The sequence below is a fragment of the Alkaliphilus peptidifermentans DSM 18978 genome (genome assembly GCF_900101495.1).
GTDB lineage: Bacteria > Bacillota > Clostridia > Peptostreptococcales > Natronincolaceae > Alkaliphilus_C > Alkaliphilus_C peptidifermentans.
Genome location: NZ_FMUS01000016.1, coordinates 90146 through 106596, shown reverse-complemented (window position 1 = coordinate 106596; position 16451 = coordinate 90146). Strand labels below are relative to the sequence as shown.

16 protein-coding genes, 1 pseudogene and 2 other annotated features are annotated in these 16451 nt (G+C 34.2%); of the genes and pseudogenes, 14 read left to right on the top strand and 3 right to left on the bottom strand.

What is annotated here, in order from left to right; translation table 11 throughout:
• A pseudogene (locus BLP68_RS12415) lies at positions 1-197 on the bottom strand (IS5/IS1182 family transposase); the annotation flags it as partial.
• A gap of 523 nt (positions 198-720) precedes the next feature.
• On the opposite strand from BLP68_RS12415, the gene ytxC reads away from it, so the two are divergent.
• The 3 genes from ytxC to thrS all read left to right on the top strand — a co-directional run bounded on the left by ytxC (position 721) and on the right by thrS (position 4648).
• The gene (gene ytxC / locus BLP68_RS12410; protein WP_176759013.1) at positions 721-1641 is read left to right on the top strand and encodes a putative sporulation protein YtxC; all 921 of its coding nucleotides are present in this window, start codon (positions 721-723) and stop codon (positions 1639-1641) included.
• A gap of 129 nt (positions 1642-1770) precedes the next feature.
• Positions 1771-2376: a DUF445 domain-containing protein gene (locus BLP68_RS12405; RefSeq protein WP_242876976.1), complete on the top strand. Its 606-nt coding sequence runs from the start codon at positions 1771-1773 to the stop codon at positions 2374-2376.
• Between the two features lie 58 nt (positions 2377-2434).
• Positions 2435-2650 (top strand) — a binding site (T-box leader).
• A 78-nt stretch (positions 2651-2728) separates the two neighbouring features.
• Complete coding sequence (gene thrS / locus BLP68_RS12400) at positions 2729-4648, top strand: threonine--tRNA ligase (protein WP_091544030.1); 1920 nt, start codon at positions 2729-2731, stop codon at positions 4646-4648.
• Between the two features lie 176 nt (positions 4649-4824).
• On the opposite strand, the gene BLP68_RS22470 is transcribed toward thrS, so the two are convergent.
• Positions 4825-5067, bottom strand: a complete 243-nt coding sequence (locus BLP68_RS22470) for a helix-turn-helix domain-containing protein (RefSeq protein ID WP_091544027.1) — start codon at positions 5065-5067, stop codon at positions 4825-4827.
• Between the two features lie 166 nt (positions 5068-5233).
• On the opposite strand from BLP68_RS22470, the gene BLP68_RS12390 reads away from it, so the two are divergent.
• Entirely contained in the window at positions 5234-5422 is a 189-nt protein-coding gene (locus BLP68_RS12390) for a hypothetical protein (protein ID WP_091544024.1), read from the top strand.
• A gap of 209 nt (positions 5423-5631) precedes the next feature.
• Here the strand turns inward: BLP68_RS12390 and BLP68_RS12385 are convergent, their stop codons facing one another.
• Positions 5632-7215, bottom strand: a complete 1584-nt coding sequence (locus BLP68_RS12385) for an ATP-dependent metallopeptidase FtsH/Yme1/Tma family protein (RefSeq protein ID WP_176759012.1) — start codon at positions 7213-7215, stop codon at positions 5632-5634.
• Between the two features lie 340 nt (positions 7216-7555).
• Here BLP68_RS12385 and infC point away from each other — a divergent pair, with 340 nt between their 5' ends.
• From infC to zapA, 10 genes are all read left to right on the top strand, one after another.
• Positions 7556-8074 carry a translation initiation factor IF-3 gene (gene infC / locus BLP68_RS12380; protein WP_091544023.1) on the top strand — a complete coding sequence of 173 codons (519 nt, stop codon included), beginning with the start codon at positions 7556-7558 and terminating at the stop codon, positions 8072-8074.
• Between the two features lie 20 nt (positions 8075-8094).
• Positions 8095-8289, top strand: coding sequence for a 50S ribosomal protein L35 (rpmI, locus tag BLP68_RS12375; protein ID WP_091544021.1), 195 nt, complete (start codon positions 8095-8097; stop codon positions 8287-8289).
• 28 nt (positions 8290-8317) lie between these two features.
• On the top strand, positions 8318-8677 hold the full coding sequence (rplT, locus tag BLP68_RS12370; RefSeq protein ID WP_091544018.1) for a 50S ribosomal protein L20: 360 nt from the start codon (positions 8318-8320) through the stop codon (positions 8675-8677).
• A gap of 188 nt (positions 8678-8865) precedes the next feature.
• Positions 8866-10212: a TrkH family potassium uptake protein gene (locus BLP68_RS12365; RefSeq protein ID WP_091544015.1), complete on the top strand. Its 1347-nt coding sequence runs from the start codon at positions 8866-8868 to the stop codon at positions 10210-10212.
• Between the two features lie 13 nt (positions 10213-10225).
• Positions 10226-10873, top strand: coding sequence for a potassium channel family protein (locus BLP68_RS12360; RefSeq protein WP_091544013.1), 648 nt, complete (start codon positions 10226-10228; stop codon positions 10871-10873).
• Positions 10874-11695 carry a TrmH family RNA methyltransferase gene (locus BLP68_RS12355; RefSeq protein WP_242876975.1) on the top strand — a complete coding sequence of 274 codons (822 nt, stop codon included), beginning with the start codon at positions 10874-10876 and terminating at the stop codon, positions 11693-11695.
• A 102-nt stretch (positions 11696-11797) separates the two neighbouring features.
• Positions 11798-11887, top strand: coding sequence for a YqzL family protein (locus BLP68_RS12350; protein ID WP_091544011.1), 90 nt, complete (start codon positions 11798-11800; stop codon positions 11885-11887).
• A gap of 38 nt (positions 11888-11925) precedes the next feature.
• Positions 11926-12150 (top strand) — a binding site (T-box leader).
• Positions 12151-12221: 71 nt separating this feature from the next.
• On the top strand, positions 12222-13241 hold the full coding sequence (gene pheS / locus BLP68_RS12345) for a phenylalanine--tRNA ligase subunit alpha (protein ID WP_091544008.1): 1020 nt from the start codon (positions 12222-12224) through the stop codon (positions 13239-13241).
• Between the two features lie 27 nt (positions 13242-13268).
• Positions 13269-15662 carry a phenylalanine--tRNA ligase subunit beta gene (gene pheT, locus BLP68_RS12340; protein ID WP_091544006.1) on the top strand — a complete coding sequence of 798 codons (2394 nt, stop codon included), beginning with the start codon at positions 13269-13271 and terminating at the stop codon, positions 15660-15662.
• Between the two features lie 117 nt (positions 15663-15779).
• Positions 15780-16337 carry a cell division protein ZapA gene (gene zapA, locus BLP68_RS12335; RefSeq protein ID WP_091544005.1) on the top strand — a complete coding sequence of 186 codons (558 nt, stop codon included), beginning with the start codon at positions 15780-15782 and terminating at the stop codon, positions 16335-16337.
• The last annotated feature ends 114 nt before the right edge of the window (positions 16338-16451 follow it).

Genomic DNA, 16451 nt, shown 5'->3' with positions numbered 1-16451 from the left:
AAAGTCATTTTAAAAAGAACTACTGGATCAACAGATGGACGTCCATTATCATGACAATACAATTCTTCGACTTCGTCATAGATAAAACTAAAATCAATGTACTTATCTATTTTTCTTAGTAAATGGTCTTCTTTAACTAGCTCTTCGAGCATAACAAACTCATAAGAAGTTTGCTTATCTTTAGCTTTAGTAAGCATAATTCATCACCTCATTATACATATTCGACATCGATTGGATAAATCCTTTTTGAATAAAAAAAAATCCACCCTTTTCAGGTGGACTTTGTCAACAGTCTCAGTGTAGTCTATTGACTACACTTTTTTTATATTTTTCATTTTTATTTTTTTTCATTTTAGTAATTGAATCCAACTTTTTTTTTGACTCTTCACTATAAATTAATTACCAACATATACTGTAAGTAAAAGATAATACTATAAAGATTAAATAATATAAAATTTATAGGGTATATAAAAAATAATAAATACTTAAATGTTGAAAAAGGATGATAGGTAAAATTCTTTTTTTCAATGAAGATATTATTATTTCTCATGGAAATTTCTGAGGGTAACATAAAACAGAAAGCTGAATTAAGTGTTTTCATAGTATAAAGAATCTTTGATAAGTAGAAATGGTATTATTGCAATTTACTGTTAAACCCCACTAAGAATATGATTGTTGTTTAAACATATACTACTAATACAGCAGAAGGGAGTGATTTCTTTGAATTTACTGCTGATTAAAGTAAATAAAAGTAATATAGAAGAATTATGTGATAAGATTAAAAAAGAGATAGAATCCTTTAATAAGGAAGGGATAATTTTAGAGGAAAAGGTTACAATTTTAGGAAATATAGCTGATTTGTCCTATAGTGTAAAAATAGAAAGCATTAAAAATTATCCAATCAGCGATTTTATCAATATATTTAAATATTGCATGGCCAATGCTCTATCTGAGTATATTCAATACCATGAGGAACCAAACATAATAAGGAAAATTATTGATCTAGAGTATTACTATTTTGAACAGAAAGAAAAGGAAGAAATTCAGAAAATTGCATTAGAGATAATAAGCGAAGAAAATAAGACATCTATGATTATCAATCAAGATGAAACACGAAAAAATAAAATCATTAATGAACTTGTAAGTTATTTAAAGGAAGATAATGAAATTAATATAGAAGGATTTATTACCTTCCGACTTCAGAATTACACCATAGAATTAGAGGATACAATAGAAAAGGCGATAGAAGATTATTTAATGGATAGAGAATATAACGAGTTTATAAAGCTGTTAAAATACTTTGTAGATATTCAAGAATCTAAAATTAATACTATTCATATAGTTATAGAGCAGGATCATAATTATAAAATGTATGATGGAGACAATAATCTTATTAACAATGATTATTTGAAGGATATAGCAAAGGAAATGACAGATCATCAATATCTTAGTTATGAAGATATACTAATTAGCACTTTAATTACAATGGCGCCTCAAAAAATATTTATTCATAGAATTAATAATGCTCATCAGCCAGAAATAATAAAAACTATAGGTAGAGTATTTACAACGAAGGTTAAAGTTTGTAATGGATGTGATTGGTGTAATATTAACAGTAATGTAAATAATAATGAAAATTAAACCCCGTAAAAGCGGGGTTTGTTAATTGTTGATGAGGGTAATATATATAATATAAGTAAAACTGCTGATAAAATTGTGATATAATAGCTGAAGTATACTACTAAAGATGATTCAAGAAGGTGAAGGTTATTGGATAGGTTAATAATTATTCTATTACTTGCCCTTATAGGAGCATTAATAGGCTGGATCACAAATCTAATGGCAATTAAACTGCTCTTTAGACCCTTTAAGCCAGTCAAGATACCTCTCTTACCTTTTTATATTCAAGGTTTAATACCAAAAAGGAAGAGCGAGATGGCAAAAAGCATAGGAATTACAATTCAAGAAGAGCTCCTGTCAATTGAGGAGATTATTGATCATTTTATTCAACAGCAAAACAAGGATGAGCTAGTGAAATTTTTAAAGGAAAAAATCAACAATATAATAAATCATCGTTTACCAATAATTATTCCTTCAACAATAAGGGGCATGATTAATAGTTATGTTAGCACTGTTATAGAAGAAGAGGCTTCTGAAGTTATTACCTTGACCATGGAGGGAATGATACATAAGGCAGCAACAAATGTTGATTTAGCTTCTATGGTTGAAGACAAAATAAACGATTTTCCAATGGAGAAGCTAGAAGCAGTGGTTTTAAAAATAGCAAAAGAAGAGTTGAAGCATATAGAAATATTAGGAGGCGTACTAGGGTTTATAATTGGTTTATCACAAGGAATAATTATATTGTTTATGTAAAAAATAAATAGTACTTGACAAATAGAGTTTAATTAATTATAATAATAAAAAATTATACGGTAATGTAATGAAGAGGAAGAGTAGGTTTAACCCAGTACTAAGAGAGGGAGCACCACGGCTGAAAGTGCTTTTGTATATGGTGAACTGAAAACTACCTTGGAGCTGATTCTGAGTAGCGAAGGCGAAAGGGAATACGGTGACTCCGTTATAGTCAACAAGATGGATTGTATATCAATTTAGGTGGAACCGCGGGAACATGTCTCTCGTCCTATGACAAATAGGATGAGGGGCTTTTTATATTTTTGTAAATAATATATTTAAATTCAAATTATATATAAGAGGAGGTCAAAATATGGAAAATATTAAAGTAATACTAAAGGATGGCTCTACAAGAGATGTAAAGAAGGGTACCTCCATCTACGAAATTGCTAAGGAAATTAGCGAGGGCTTAGCAAGAGTGGCAGTTGGTGGCGAAGTTGATGGCAAATTAGTAGATTTAAGTCATGAAGTTATGGATGATTGCAATTTAAATATTCTTCGCTTTGATGATGAGGAGGGAAAAGAATTCTTTAGACATACCAGTTCACATGTCCTTGCACAAGCAGTAAAAAGGCTATACCCTAATGTGAAATTAGCAATTGGACCAGCAATTGATAATGGTTTCTACTATGATTTTGATTTGGAGTATAAATTTACACCAGAGGATTTAGAAAAAATAGAAGCTGAAATGAAAAAAATTGTAAAAGAAGATTTAAAACTTGAAAAATTTCAGCTACCCCGTGATAAAGCTTTAGAAATGGTGATTAATGAAGGAGAAGACTATAAAGCAGAGTTAATTAGAGATCTACCTGAGGATTCAATTATATCATTTTATAAGCAAGGGGAATTTACAGACCTTTGTGCAGGTCCCCATCTACCATCAACAGGTAAAGTGAAAGCCATTAAACTATTAAGTGTAGCTGGAGCTTACTGGAGGGGCAATGAAAAAAACAAAATGCTTCAAAGAATTTACGGTACTTCCTTTGAAAAAAAGAAAGAGCTGGAGGACTATTTAAACAGACTTGAAGAGGCTAAAAAAAGAGATCATAGGAAAATTGGTAAAGAAATGGATTTGTTTAGCCTTCAAGAGGAGGGGCCAGGTTTCCCATTCTTCCATCCAAAGGGTATGGTGGTTAGAAATCAATTGGAGGATTTATGGAGAAGAGAGCATGTTAAGTGGGGCTATGAAGAAATAAAAACTCCAATAATCTTAAATGAGCAGCTTTGGAGGCAATCAGGTCACTGGGATCACTATCAAGAAAACATGTATTTTACTAAAATTGATGATGGGGATTATGCTGTAAAGCCAATGAACTGTCCAGGATCAATATTAACCTATAAAAGAAAGATGCACAGCTATAGAGACCTACCAATCCGAATGGGAGAGCTTGGATTAGTCCATAGACATGAGCTTTCAGGTGTTCTCCATGGTTTAATGAGGGTTAGATGCTTTACTCAGGATGATGCCCATTTATTTATGCTGCCAGAGCAAATTAAGGATGAGATTATAGGTGTAATAGACTTTATTGACTACATGTATAAGATTTTTGGCTTTAAATATCATATTGAGCTTTCAACAAAACCAGAAAATGCCATGGGATCAGATGAAGAATGGGAATTAGCAACAAATGCTTTGAGGGAAGCTATGGAGTCTAAGGGTCTTCCATACAAAATCAACGAAGGAGATGGTGCCTTCTATGGTCCTAAGCTAGACTTCCAGCTGGAGGACTGCATCGGCCGTACTTGGCAGTGTGGTACAATACAGCTTGATTTCCAGATGCCACAACGCTTCGACTTAAATTATATTGGTGCAGATGGCGAAAAACATAGACCAATTATGATTCATAGGGTACTATATGGAAGTATAGAGCGATTTATTGGAATTCTTATTGAGCATTTTGCTGGCAAGTTTCCTACTTGGATTGCTCCAGTTCAGGTGAAAATACTTCCTATTACTGACAAGCATCTAGAATATGCCAGTAAAATAGAGAAGGAAATGAAGGCGAAGGATATTCGCGTTGAATTAGACGCAAGAAATGAGAAAATTGGATATAAAATAAGGGAAGCTCAGCTTCAGAAGGTACCATATATGCTAGTATTGGGAGACAAAGAAATCGAAGCAGAATCTGTTGCAGTAAGATCTAGAGATAAGGGAGAGCTTGGAGTAGTTAAAACTGATAAGTTCATAGATGATATATTAGAAGAGATTAAAAGCAAGAGTATGCAAGTTTAAAAATATATAGACATTGAAAAAGCCGACAATTGTTGGCTTTTTCAATGTCTAGTAAATTATGCTTTTAGCCTCATGCTTCCGAACTAATTATACGCTGCCTTAAGCAGATGGCTGAAATCTTTGATCATGGCAGTGCGCTTATTTCATGGATTGAACTTTTCAACCCTGACCCTAGGCTATTTTATTTCCTGTTCCAAATGAGAAAACAAATCGCAATCAAAAAATTCTCGCACACTTATATTAAGTCCGTCACACAGCTTTTTAATGGTAACTATCCCCGCATTATATGTTGTACCGTTCACAATATCATTTACAGTTGACTGTGTGACCCCCGAAGTGTTACTGAGAGCATTGATTGTCAGATTTCGTTCCCTGCACAAGTCTTCAATACGTTTAACTACTGCTTGAGAAATATTCATTCGCTCACCTCTAAACGTTATTCCGTTAATCAAAGGATATCAATTTATTCTACAAATGGTTAACGGAATACCGTTGAATTAATCTTGAAAGCGATTTATAATAACGTTAAACCGTTAACAGGGTATATGAAGCAACTAAAGCAAAAGATAAGGAGGTTTAATTAATGTGAAGAGAGTGAAATACCAGGAGGAACTGGAAAAAGAGAAAGAAAAATTGGAGAGACTCGTGGGTGAAGCCTTGAAAAATGGTACTCCTATTATACAGGATGAGGCTATTATGACACAGAACCGTAAGGTTGATGTATTAGTAGTTAAGATTCAAAGGGAAAAGGAAAGGCAAAAAGAGGAAAGATAGGACAAGAAAATGAATAGCGCTTTGATTTAAATTATGTAGATAAAGATACTGCCTATTACAGATAAACATATAGCGTATGCAAGTAAAATGGAGAAATGTATCAATTTAACAAAAGTAAATTTATAGGGCTGACAGAATTGTCAGCCCTAAATTAAACATCAATTCAACATTCAACATTCACCATTTATTATTTTACTCATTGCTTTTTATTATACTGCCTTCAATTCCTCTTCGGAAGGAATTTGCTTATTGAAGTCATTACCTAATAATTCATTTAATTCATCATAGTTGAGGGTTTCCTTTTCCATTAAAGCTGATGAGATTTTTTCCAAATCACTGTGGTGACTTTCCAATGCTTCCATTGTATTTTTATAGCATCTGTCAATTATTCTATTCATTTCCCTTGTAATTTGGCGGCTTAATCCTTTGATCATTGAGGGCTCCTGGCAAATATAGCCTAAATCACTCATGCCGTACTCACAGACCATCGATAATGCAATATCTGTTACTTTTTTCAAATCGTCCTTGGCCCCAGTTGAAAGGTGATTAAAAATTAATTCTTCAGCTGCCCTTCCACCCAGCATAACCATAATTTTATTACATAGCTCCGTTTTTGTCATAATGTAGCGATCATCTTGGGGCATTTGCAGAACATACCCTAAGGCTTGACCCCGTGGAATTATTGAAACTTTTTGAACCATATCTGTATTAAGTATTTTTCCAACCAGTGCATGTCCAGCTTCATGATAGGAAACTATCTGTTTTTCCTTCAACAGCACATTGGGATTCTTAACCTGTAATCCAGCAATAACCCTTTCGATGGCTAAATCAAAATGTCTAGGGGTTATAATGGTTTCATTTTCTCTGACTGCTATTATAGCAGCTTCATTAGCAATATTTGATAGGTGAGCACCACTCATCCCATGGGTTTTCTTAGCTAAGGTCTCTATACTAATATCTTCATGTAGAGGCTTGTTTTTAGTATGCACCTTTAATATTTCTTCCCTTGCTTTAATATTTGGATTACCTATATACATATGGCGATCAAATCTACCAGGTCTTAAAAGTGCTTCATCTAATAAATCTAAACGATTTGTAGCTCCTATTACCACCACCGTCTGATCGGTATTAAAGCCATCCAATTCTACCAAAAGCTGATTTAAGGTTTGATCCTTCTCGTTATTACTATCGAGGTGTCTTTTTGCACCTATGGCATCAATTTCATCAATAAATATAACACTGGGAGCTTCTTTTTTAGCCTTCTCAAATAATGTGCGAATTCTTTTTGCACCAACACCAACATATTTTTCTACGAATTCTGAGCCACTGGCTGAAAAGAAAGCAGATTGTGTTTCACCTGCCACTGCCGAAGCCAGTAAAGTTTTACCAGTTCCAGGAGGGCCATAAAACAAAATGCCTTTGGGAATTTTTGCACCCATCTTTTTATACTTTTCTGATTTTTTAATAAAATCAATCACTTCAATTAATTCTTCCTTTACTTCATCTAAGCCTGCTACATCCTCAAAGGTGACCTTTGGTTTTGTGAAAAATTCATTGGTGTTTTGATCTTTATCATTCTTTTTTTCACTATTTATAGTGGCATGTGCGTATTGAGGAGACTTATCTAATTTGATATAATAGAAAAACAGAAAAATTGTAGCACCAAACACAAGCAAACGATCTGTAGAAGTTATTCTGCCATTTATATTGTTTTCAGTCCGGCCAGAAAAGCTAGACATAACAGATAAACCGATAAATATACAAAGAAGTATAAAAATGATTCTTTTTTTCACTGCATCACCACCTTATCTATTCTTCTAAAATTATCTTGCCCAAAAGAATAGAAATAATAAATGAGATTTATAATAATAAAAAGGAAATATATGATAAGAGAAGACTAGGAGAAGACTATTAAATGAAAAATGTTGACAAATAAACCTAACTTTGATATTATATTTAAGACAACAAAGTAGAAGTTCCACTTCTCACCTTGTGACCTAAGTCAGCAGGGTTAATAGAAGATTACTTATAAATTGATTTAATTTATAAATTATTTCTATTAAATTGAAGTGGATACAATAATGTATTCGCTTTTTTTATTGTATATAATATATTAACTGGAGGTGCTAGCTTATTAGAGATTTAAATGATTTACAAATTAATGAAGAGATTAAAGACAAAGAAGTAAGGGTAACTGATGCTGAAGGAGAACAATTAGGGATTCTTCCTACTACAGAGGCTTTAAGCATAGCTGCAAGTAAGAATTTAGACTTAGTTAAAATTGCTCCCCAAGCAAAACCGCCTGTTTGCAGGATTATGGATTACGGTAAGTACAAATACGAGCTTGCAAAAAAAGAAAAAGAAGCAAAGAAAAAACAAAAAGTTGTTACTGTTAAAGAAGTGCGATTAAGCCCAAATATAGAGTCCCACGATTTGAACGTTAAGGCCAACAGAGCTTTAAAGTTTCTTGAAAGTGGTGACAAAGTTAAGGTTACTTTACGTTTCCGTGGAAGAGAGCTTAGTAATACAAGCATGGGTCTTAAGGTAATTAGAGAATTTGCCTCTTTATTAACTGAAGTGAGTACAGTAGAAAAAGACGCAAAATTAGAAGGAAAACAAATGATAATGATCTTAGCTCCAAAAAACGCATAATCTGAAGGGAGGAAGTACTAATGGCAAATAAAATGAAAACCCATAAAGGGGCAGCAAAGAGATTAAAAAAGACTAAATCAGGTAAACTTAAAAGGTTTAAGGCATTTACAAGCCATATCTTAACTAAGAAGTCTGCCAAGAGAAAGAGAAATCTTCGTAAAGCAGCAATCGTTTCTAGAGGAGATCAAAGAAGAATTCAGCAATTACTACCATAGATAACATGAAAAAAAGGAGGTTTTAAAAATGGCTAGAGTTAAAGGTGCTGTAAACGCACGTAAAAAACATAAAAAAGTATTAAAACTGGCAAAGGGCTTTAGGGGAGCAAGAAGTAAACTCTTCAGACCTGCAAACCAGTTTGTTATGAAGGCATTAAGCCATGCATATGTTGGAAGAAAGCTAAAGAAGCGTGAATTTAGAAAACTATGGATTACTAGAATTAATGCAGGAGCAAGAACAAGTGGGTTATCGTATTCAAGATTCATTAACGGGTTAAAAACCTGTGGAATTCAAATGAATAGAAAAGTACTAGCTGATATGGCAGTTAACGATAAAGAAGGCTTTGCTCAATTAGTGGAAACTGTTAAAGAAAAAATAAAAGCATAAGCTATAATATAAAGAGTCCTTATGAGGACTCTTTATATTATAATATGATTAAACATATTATTATAATTAGATAGGCATAAACTGTTAATATAGGTTAATACTTATTTAATGTAACTTTATAATAAAACTTAACATATTTTTACATAAATGATATAATGGGAATAATGAAAATTGAGAGGGAGAAGGATATGAAGAATATAGATAATATTAAGCTAGACCCTACTCAAGTTTTGGTGTTGGGATTTGCAGCTGTAATTCTTGTTGGTGCCTTACTGCTTAATCTACCAATAGCTTCTATTGATGGAAAAAGTATAGGTTTTTTAAATGCACTCTTTACTTCTACATCTGCAGTATGTGTTACAGGATTAGTAGTTGTAGATACAGGGACTTATTGGACAGCCTTCGGTAAAACTGTAATACTAATTTTGATTCAGGTGGGAGGCCTAGGCTTTATGACTATGGCTACCCTTTTTGCAATTATACTGGGAAGAAAAATTTCCCTAAAGGAGCGTTTAGTTATCCAACAGGCCCTGAATCAAAATAGCCTATCAGGGCTAGTTCGTTTTACACAATACATATTAATAGGTACCTTTATAATAGAAGGAATAGGAGCCCTTATTCTTTCCTTTACCTTTGTCCCAGAACTGGGGTGGTCAAAGGGTATTGCATATTCAATATTTCATTCTATTTCGGCATTTTGCAATGCAGGATTTGATATTATAGGTGGAGGAGTAAGCTTAATGCCATATGTTACAGACCCAGTTGTAAATTTTACTGTTTGGGCTTTAATAATATTGGGTGGTATAGGATTTTCTGTTATAGTAGAAGTTGCTAATTTAAGGAAATTTAAAAAGCTAAGCCTACATTCAAAAATAGTAATATTTATGACCTGTCTTCTTTTGGGCATTGGATTTGTTTCATACCTATTGCTTGAGTGGAATAATCCAAATACAATAGGTGACTTAAGCTTCGGAGGTAAACTAATGGCTTCAACTTTTCAAAGCATAACCCCAAGAACAGCGGGCTTTAACACAGTTGATACAAGTCAATTGACAACAGCTTCAAAAATGTTAACAATTGTACTAATGTACATCGGTGGATCACCTGCTTCAACTGCTGGTGGTATCAAAACAGTAACAATGGGAGTTATTTTATTTACTGTTATTACTGAAATAAAAGGGCGAGAAGATACCGAGATATTTGGAAGAAGACTAACCAGAAACATAGTGAATCGTTCATTAACCATTGGTGTAATTGGAATGGCATATATAATTATATCTACTATGCTGCTTACAATTACAGATAGTGGATTCGAATTTATAGAGGTTTTCTTTGAGGCTGCTTCTGCACTAGGCACAGTTGGCTTAAGTCTTGGAATAACATCAGAGCTCAGCGCTTTAGGGAGAATAGTTATAATATTTTCTATGTTTTTAGGCAGATTAGGACCTCTAACCATTGCATTTGCCCTAGCAAGGCAGAATAGAAATAGCAAAGGTGCCATCAGGTACCCTGAAGAGAAAATTATAGTAGGATAGAAGGGGTGGAATAATGAAACAATTTGTTGTAGTTGGTTGTGGGCGATTTGGTAGTAGTGTTGCCAAAACCCTTTTTAAAATGGGTAATGATGTCATGGCCATTGATGGAAATGAGGAAATAATTCAAAACATTTCAGATGAGGTTACCCATGCAGTGCAGGCGGATGCAACTGATGAGCATGCTCTTCGTTCACTGGGTATTAGAAACTTTGATGTTGCAGTTATAACTATTGGATCAGACATACAATCTTCAATTATGACCACTTTGATTGTAAAGGAGCTTGGAGTCAAATACGTTGTTGCAAAGGCTCAAAATGAATTGCATGCAAAGGTTCTTTATAAAATTGGTGCTGATAGGGTTGTTTTTCCAGAAAGAGATATGGGGATGAGGGTTGCCCATAACCTAGTTGCCAGTAATATTCTGGACTATATTGAATTGGCCCCTGACTATAGCATTGTTGAGATATCAGCCCTGGAAGAATGGGAAGAAAAAACTTTACTGGAGCTAAATATTCGCTCTCGTTTTGGAATTAATATAATGGCAATTAAGCACAATAATAAAATAAATGTATCTCCAACGGCAAAGGATATTGTCCATAAGGGAGATATACTGGTGGTAATAGGACATAAGGATGACCTAAGAAAAATAGAAAGAGGCTAGGTGAAGGTGTTGGAGTATCAAGTTATTACCAGTGAACAAAATCCTATAATTAAGCATATAAAAGGATTGAAGCTAAAAAAAAATAGAATAAAATATAATAGCTACCTTGTAGAGGGTGTAAGGATTATTGATGAGGCGATTAGACATCAAGCTCAGATGGAAAGGGTTGTTTTTTGTAGTAGCCTAGTGAATGTAGAGGGTGGAAGAAAGCTCTTAATGCAGGCTCAAAAAAAATATACTGTAAATGAAATTACACCAGAGCTAATGAAAAAGCTATCTGATACAGAAAACCCACAGGGAATTATTGCCGTTGCCCAAAATCAGAACAACTCATTGGAAGCCATAAATATCAACCACCAAGCTACTATAGTTATATTAGATCGAATACAGGACCCAGGAAACCTTGGAACAATTATTCGAACAGCAGAAGCTGCAGGTACCGATGGGATTATTTTAACAAAGGGGAGTGTTGATCCCTATAATAGTAAAACAATACGAGGAACAATGGGAGCATTATTTCATATTCCTGTAATAATTTGTAATGACAATGATGAATGGATAGAATTTATTAAGAAATATAAATTCAAGCTTTTTGCCAGTCATTTAGAAACTAATCAAAGCTATGATGATATAGAGTATCCAGAAAAAACTGCAATAATCATAGGAAATGAAGCCAATGGAATAGATGAGAAGCTTTTAAAAATAGCTGATGAGGCTATTAAAATACCTATATATGGTAAAATTGAATCCCTTAATGCATCTGTTGCGGCGGGACTTTTAATGTATAAGGCTGTTGAAAAACGCAAATCTATAAATGATTAGAAATTTCAAAAAACTTTCTCCAAATATCTATACTTTCTTGTTATAGCAATTATACTATGCTATAATGTACCTATAATGGCTATAGGGAAGGAGTGTGGTCCCATGAAGACCGCCGATGTATTCTGGAGAATATTTGAATTAACTGGTTCCGTAACAGCCTATATGATGTATAAAAAACTCATAATGAATTAATAGTAATAATGAACAGTAATCTAATAATAAAAGTATACTAAAAGGCTTTGAAGGAGAAAAGTAGGCTATACACTGTTTTAAAGAGAGAGGGTGCCGTTGGCTGGAAGCACCTTTATTATAAGAATAGCAGAAGTTCGCTCTTGAGCTGTGGGGTTGAAATATAGTAGGCCCTGCCGGTTTAGACCGTTAAAAATTTTGAGGTGGTGTATAGTTTATATACACTATTAGGGTGGTACCGCGGAGTAAAAACCTTCGTCCCTTTTGGGATGAAGGTTTATTTTTATTTTTGAGTATTTGTAGAAAAGGAATTTTCAACTAAGAAAGGAGAAGCAATATGGAAGCAAAATTAATGGAATTAGAAAAAAAAGCTAAAGCTGAAATTGAAGAAGCAAATTCCTCTGATGAATTGGAGAGGGTGAGGGTCAAATATTTAGGGAAAAAGGGTGAACTAACTGAGGTTTTGCGTGGAATGGGTAGCCTTACTGCTGAGGAAAGGCCCCTTGTAGGTAAAATAGCCAATGAAGTTAGAGGAAGCATAGAAACATTATTACAGCAAGCGAAGGAAAGTATAAAAACTAAGGAGCTACAGCATAAGCTACAGGCAGAGGCTTTAGATGTAACTATGCCAGGCAAACAAGTAGCAATAGGTAAAAAGCATCCCTTAACTAAAGGAATGGATGAGCTAAAGAATATATTTATTGGAATGGGCTTTAAGGTTGTCGAAGGTCCTGAGGTAGATACAGTACATTACAACTTTGATGCTTTAAATTCACCTAAAAATCATCCATCTAGAGATATGAGTGATACCTTCTATATCACAGAAGATATTTTGCTGCGTTGTCATACATCAACAGTACAAATTAGATCAATGGAAAATATGAAACCACCAATTAGGATTATATCACCAGGTCGATGCTTTAGAAATGATACCCCTGATGCCACCCATTCTCCAATGTTCCATCAGCTTGAAGGGCTTGTGGTGGATAAAGGGATCACATTAGGAGACTTAAAAGGAACCCTAGAGGTTTTTGTAAAGCATTTCTTTGGGAGTCATACCAAAATTAAATTTAGACCCCATCACTTCCCCTTCACAGAACCAAGTGCAGAGGTTGATGCAAGCTGTTTTAAATGTGCAGGTGAAGGCTGTAGCGTATGCAAGGGTAGTGGCTGGATTGAACTTTTAGGCTGTGGAATGGTTCATCCTAATGTATTGGCCAATTGTGGAATAGACCCAGAAGTATATAGTGGATTTGCCTTTGGCATGGGAATTGATAGGTTGATTATGAATAAATATGAAATTGATGATATACGCCTATTGTTTGAGAATGATATGCGCTTTTTAAATCAATTTTAGATGAAACAATTATAGGAGGGAAATGAAATGCTAGTACCAGTTAAATGGTTGAAGGAATATGTAAACATTGAATTATCTACAAAGGATCTTGCTGATAAAATGACCATGTCAGGCTCTAAGGTTGAAACAGTTGAAGCATTTGGAAAGGGAATTGAAGGAGTTGTGGTGGGTAAAATCGAATCAATTACGCCCCATCCAAATGCAGATAAGCTAGTTATTTGTAAGATTAACATAGGAAAAGAGCTGCTTCAAATAGTTACAGGTGCAACTAATATTAAAGAAGGTGATTATGTACCAGTGGCCATTGATGGTGCAAAGCTTGCCGGGAATCTTAAAATTAAGAAGGGTAAGCTGAGGGGCGAGGTTTCTGAAGGAATGCTCTGTTCTCAAGATGAAATGGGAATAGCTAAAGGACTTATTTCAGAAGAAAACAAAGATGGAATTTGGATTCTAGATCAAGAATACCCATTGGGGACGGACTTTATGGAGGTAATACCCTTTAAGGATGAAGTTATAGAATTTGAGATAACCTCCAATAGACCAGATTGCTTAAGTATGGTGGGAATGGCCAGAGAAGTAGCTGCCACCATAGGACAGCCTATAAAATATCCTGAAATACAGTTTAAAGAGATTAACGAAAAGGCATCTGATAAGGCTAGGGTAGTAATTGAAGATACAGAAGGCTGTCTACGATATGTGACAAGGGTAATAAAAAACGTAAAAATAAAGCAGTCACCACAATGGATGCAGCAGCGATTAATTAAAGCAGGAGTTAGACCTATTAACAATATAGTTGATATTACCAATTATGTTATGCTTGAATATGGTCAGCCCCTTCATGCCTTTGATTTTGATAAAATAGGTGGAGATACCATCATCGTAAAAAAAGCACAGGAGGGTGAACGCTTTAAAACCTTGGATGGAGTAGAACGTACCCTTAATAGTAATATGACAATGATAGCAGATGCAGAAAAGAATCTTGCCATAGCAGGAGTAATGGGAGGAGAAGAATCTGAGGTTACAAAGGATACAAAGTGGATACTGTTAGAGTCAGCCACCTTTGACATTGATAATACAAGAAACACCTCCAAAACATTGGGATTAAGGACAGAGGCATCTACTCGTTTTGGAAAGGGCGTAGATTCAAGCTTGGCAATAGTAGCTGCAAATCGGGTTTGTCAGTTGATTGAGATGCTGGAAATAGGAGAAGTGTTGGAGGGTGCTATTGATGTATATCCTGCCATAAAAGAAAAAAGAGAATTAAATATTCGTCCAAAGCGTATTAATGAACTGCTGGGCACAAATATTGACACTGTTGAAATGATTGAGATTCTAAAATCATTGGAGATTGACGCCATTGAAAAGGGTGAAGAATTAACAGTAACAATACCCACCTATAGAGACGATCTACTAATGGAGGCTGATTTCGTTGAAGAGATTGGTAGAATCTACGGATTCGATGCAATAGCCCCCACCATGGCCAGAGGAAATATTGTTGTTGGAGGAAAAACCAACGGACAGATACTTGAAGAGCTAACAAAGGAGCTATTGAATGCTTTAGGCTTTAATGAAGTGCTTAGCTACTCCTTTGTAAGTCCTAAAAGCATTGAAAAAATCAACGTTGATGAAAATAGCATTAAGAGAAACTTTGTTAAATTAATTAATCCATTGGGTGATGAAACAAGCGTTATGCGTACCAGCTTGCTTCCTAATTTATTGGAGATTATTTCTCGAAACCAAAATCGTAAAAATGAAGAAGTACGGGCATTTGAATTGGGAAGAATTTTTGTTCCTAAAAATGAAGTCAATGAACTGCCCTATGAAATACCTCACTTGGTTTTAGGTATATATGGTGAAGATGAAGACTTTTTCACATTAAAGGGGGCCATTGAAGGATTGTTAAAGGGCCTTGGAATTAAAGATTATGACTTTGAAGCAGAAAAATACCACAGCACCTATCATCCAGGTAGATGTGCAAATTTGGTTATTGGCGGAAATGTTGTGGGTGCTTTAGGAGAGCTTCATCCTATAGTAATGGATAATTATGATCTTGATAAAAAGTGCTATTGTACAGAGTTGGATTTCAGTCTATTACTACAACTAGCTAGAGTTGATAAATTATATCAGCCACTACCAAAATACCCAGCAATAACGAGGGATTTTGCAGTTGTATTAAAAGAGGACATTTATGTTAAAGAAGTTGAAAAAATCATAAATGAAAATGGTGGCGAGATTTTAGAGAGCTTTAAGCTATTTGATATTTATCGAGGAAATCAAGTTCCTGAAGATCATAAAAGTGTAGCCTATACCTTAACATATCGTCATAGTCAACGCACATTGACAGATGAGGATGTAAATAAAATCCATGATGGAATTTTACAGAAAATTAAAGAACAGTTAGGAGGAAGTCTAAGGGATTAAGACTGTTCTCCAAAATTTAAAAAAATATAGAAGTTTATATAATTTTTGCAGGATATTGCAACTTTATAAAGAAATTATTTAAGTGAATGATTATATTCATTTAAAGGGGCTGGATTTATGCAGGTTAAAAACAAAGTTTTAATCAAAATAAATGGACAAGAGTATCCAATCGTCGGAGCAGAACCTAAAGAATACCTTTTAAAGGTAGGTAGCTTTGTGGATGATCGTATGGAAGAAGTAGCAAGGGCAAATAAGCGGCTTAGCACATCTATGATTGCTGTTTTAACATCCATAAATATTGCAGATCAATATTTAAAGCAAAAAGATGAGATAGAGCTCTTACAACAGCAATATACTGTCCCTTTGAATAAACTTGAAAAAATAAAGGCAGAGCTTGAGATTACTCAAAAACGCCTAGAAGAAACAGAGTACTTCGGCTTACAACAGGATGAGCAATTAAATGAGTTGAGACAATTTAAAGAGAATCATGAGAAGGAAACCATTTCACTTAAAAATAGGCTGCAGGAAAAGGAAAATGATTTACAAAAGGCAGAAGAAATTATAAATGATCTTCAAAATAAGCTGTTTGAAAACCAATTAAAGCTTGTTGAAGCAAGAAAACAGCTGGAAGGTTATATAGAAACCTCTGAAAAGGGAAAGTACAAAAATAAATAACCACATGGTTTTTAGAAGTAGTGATATAATAATATTGCTACTTTTTTTTATTTAATAGAAAAGTCCTACTTTTCTATTAAATTCGGGGTTGTTAAGGGGGCGATCCCCCTTATG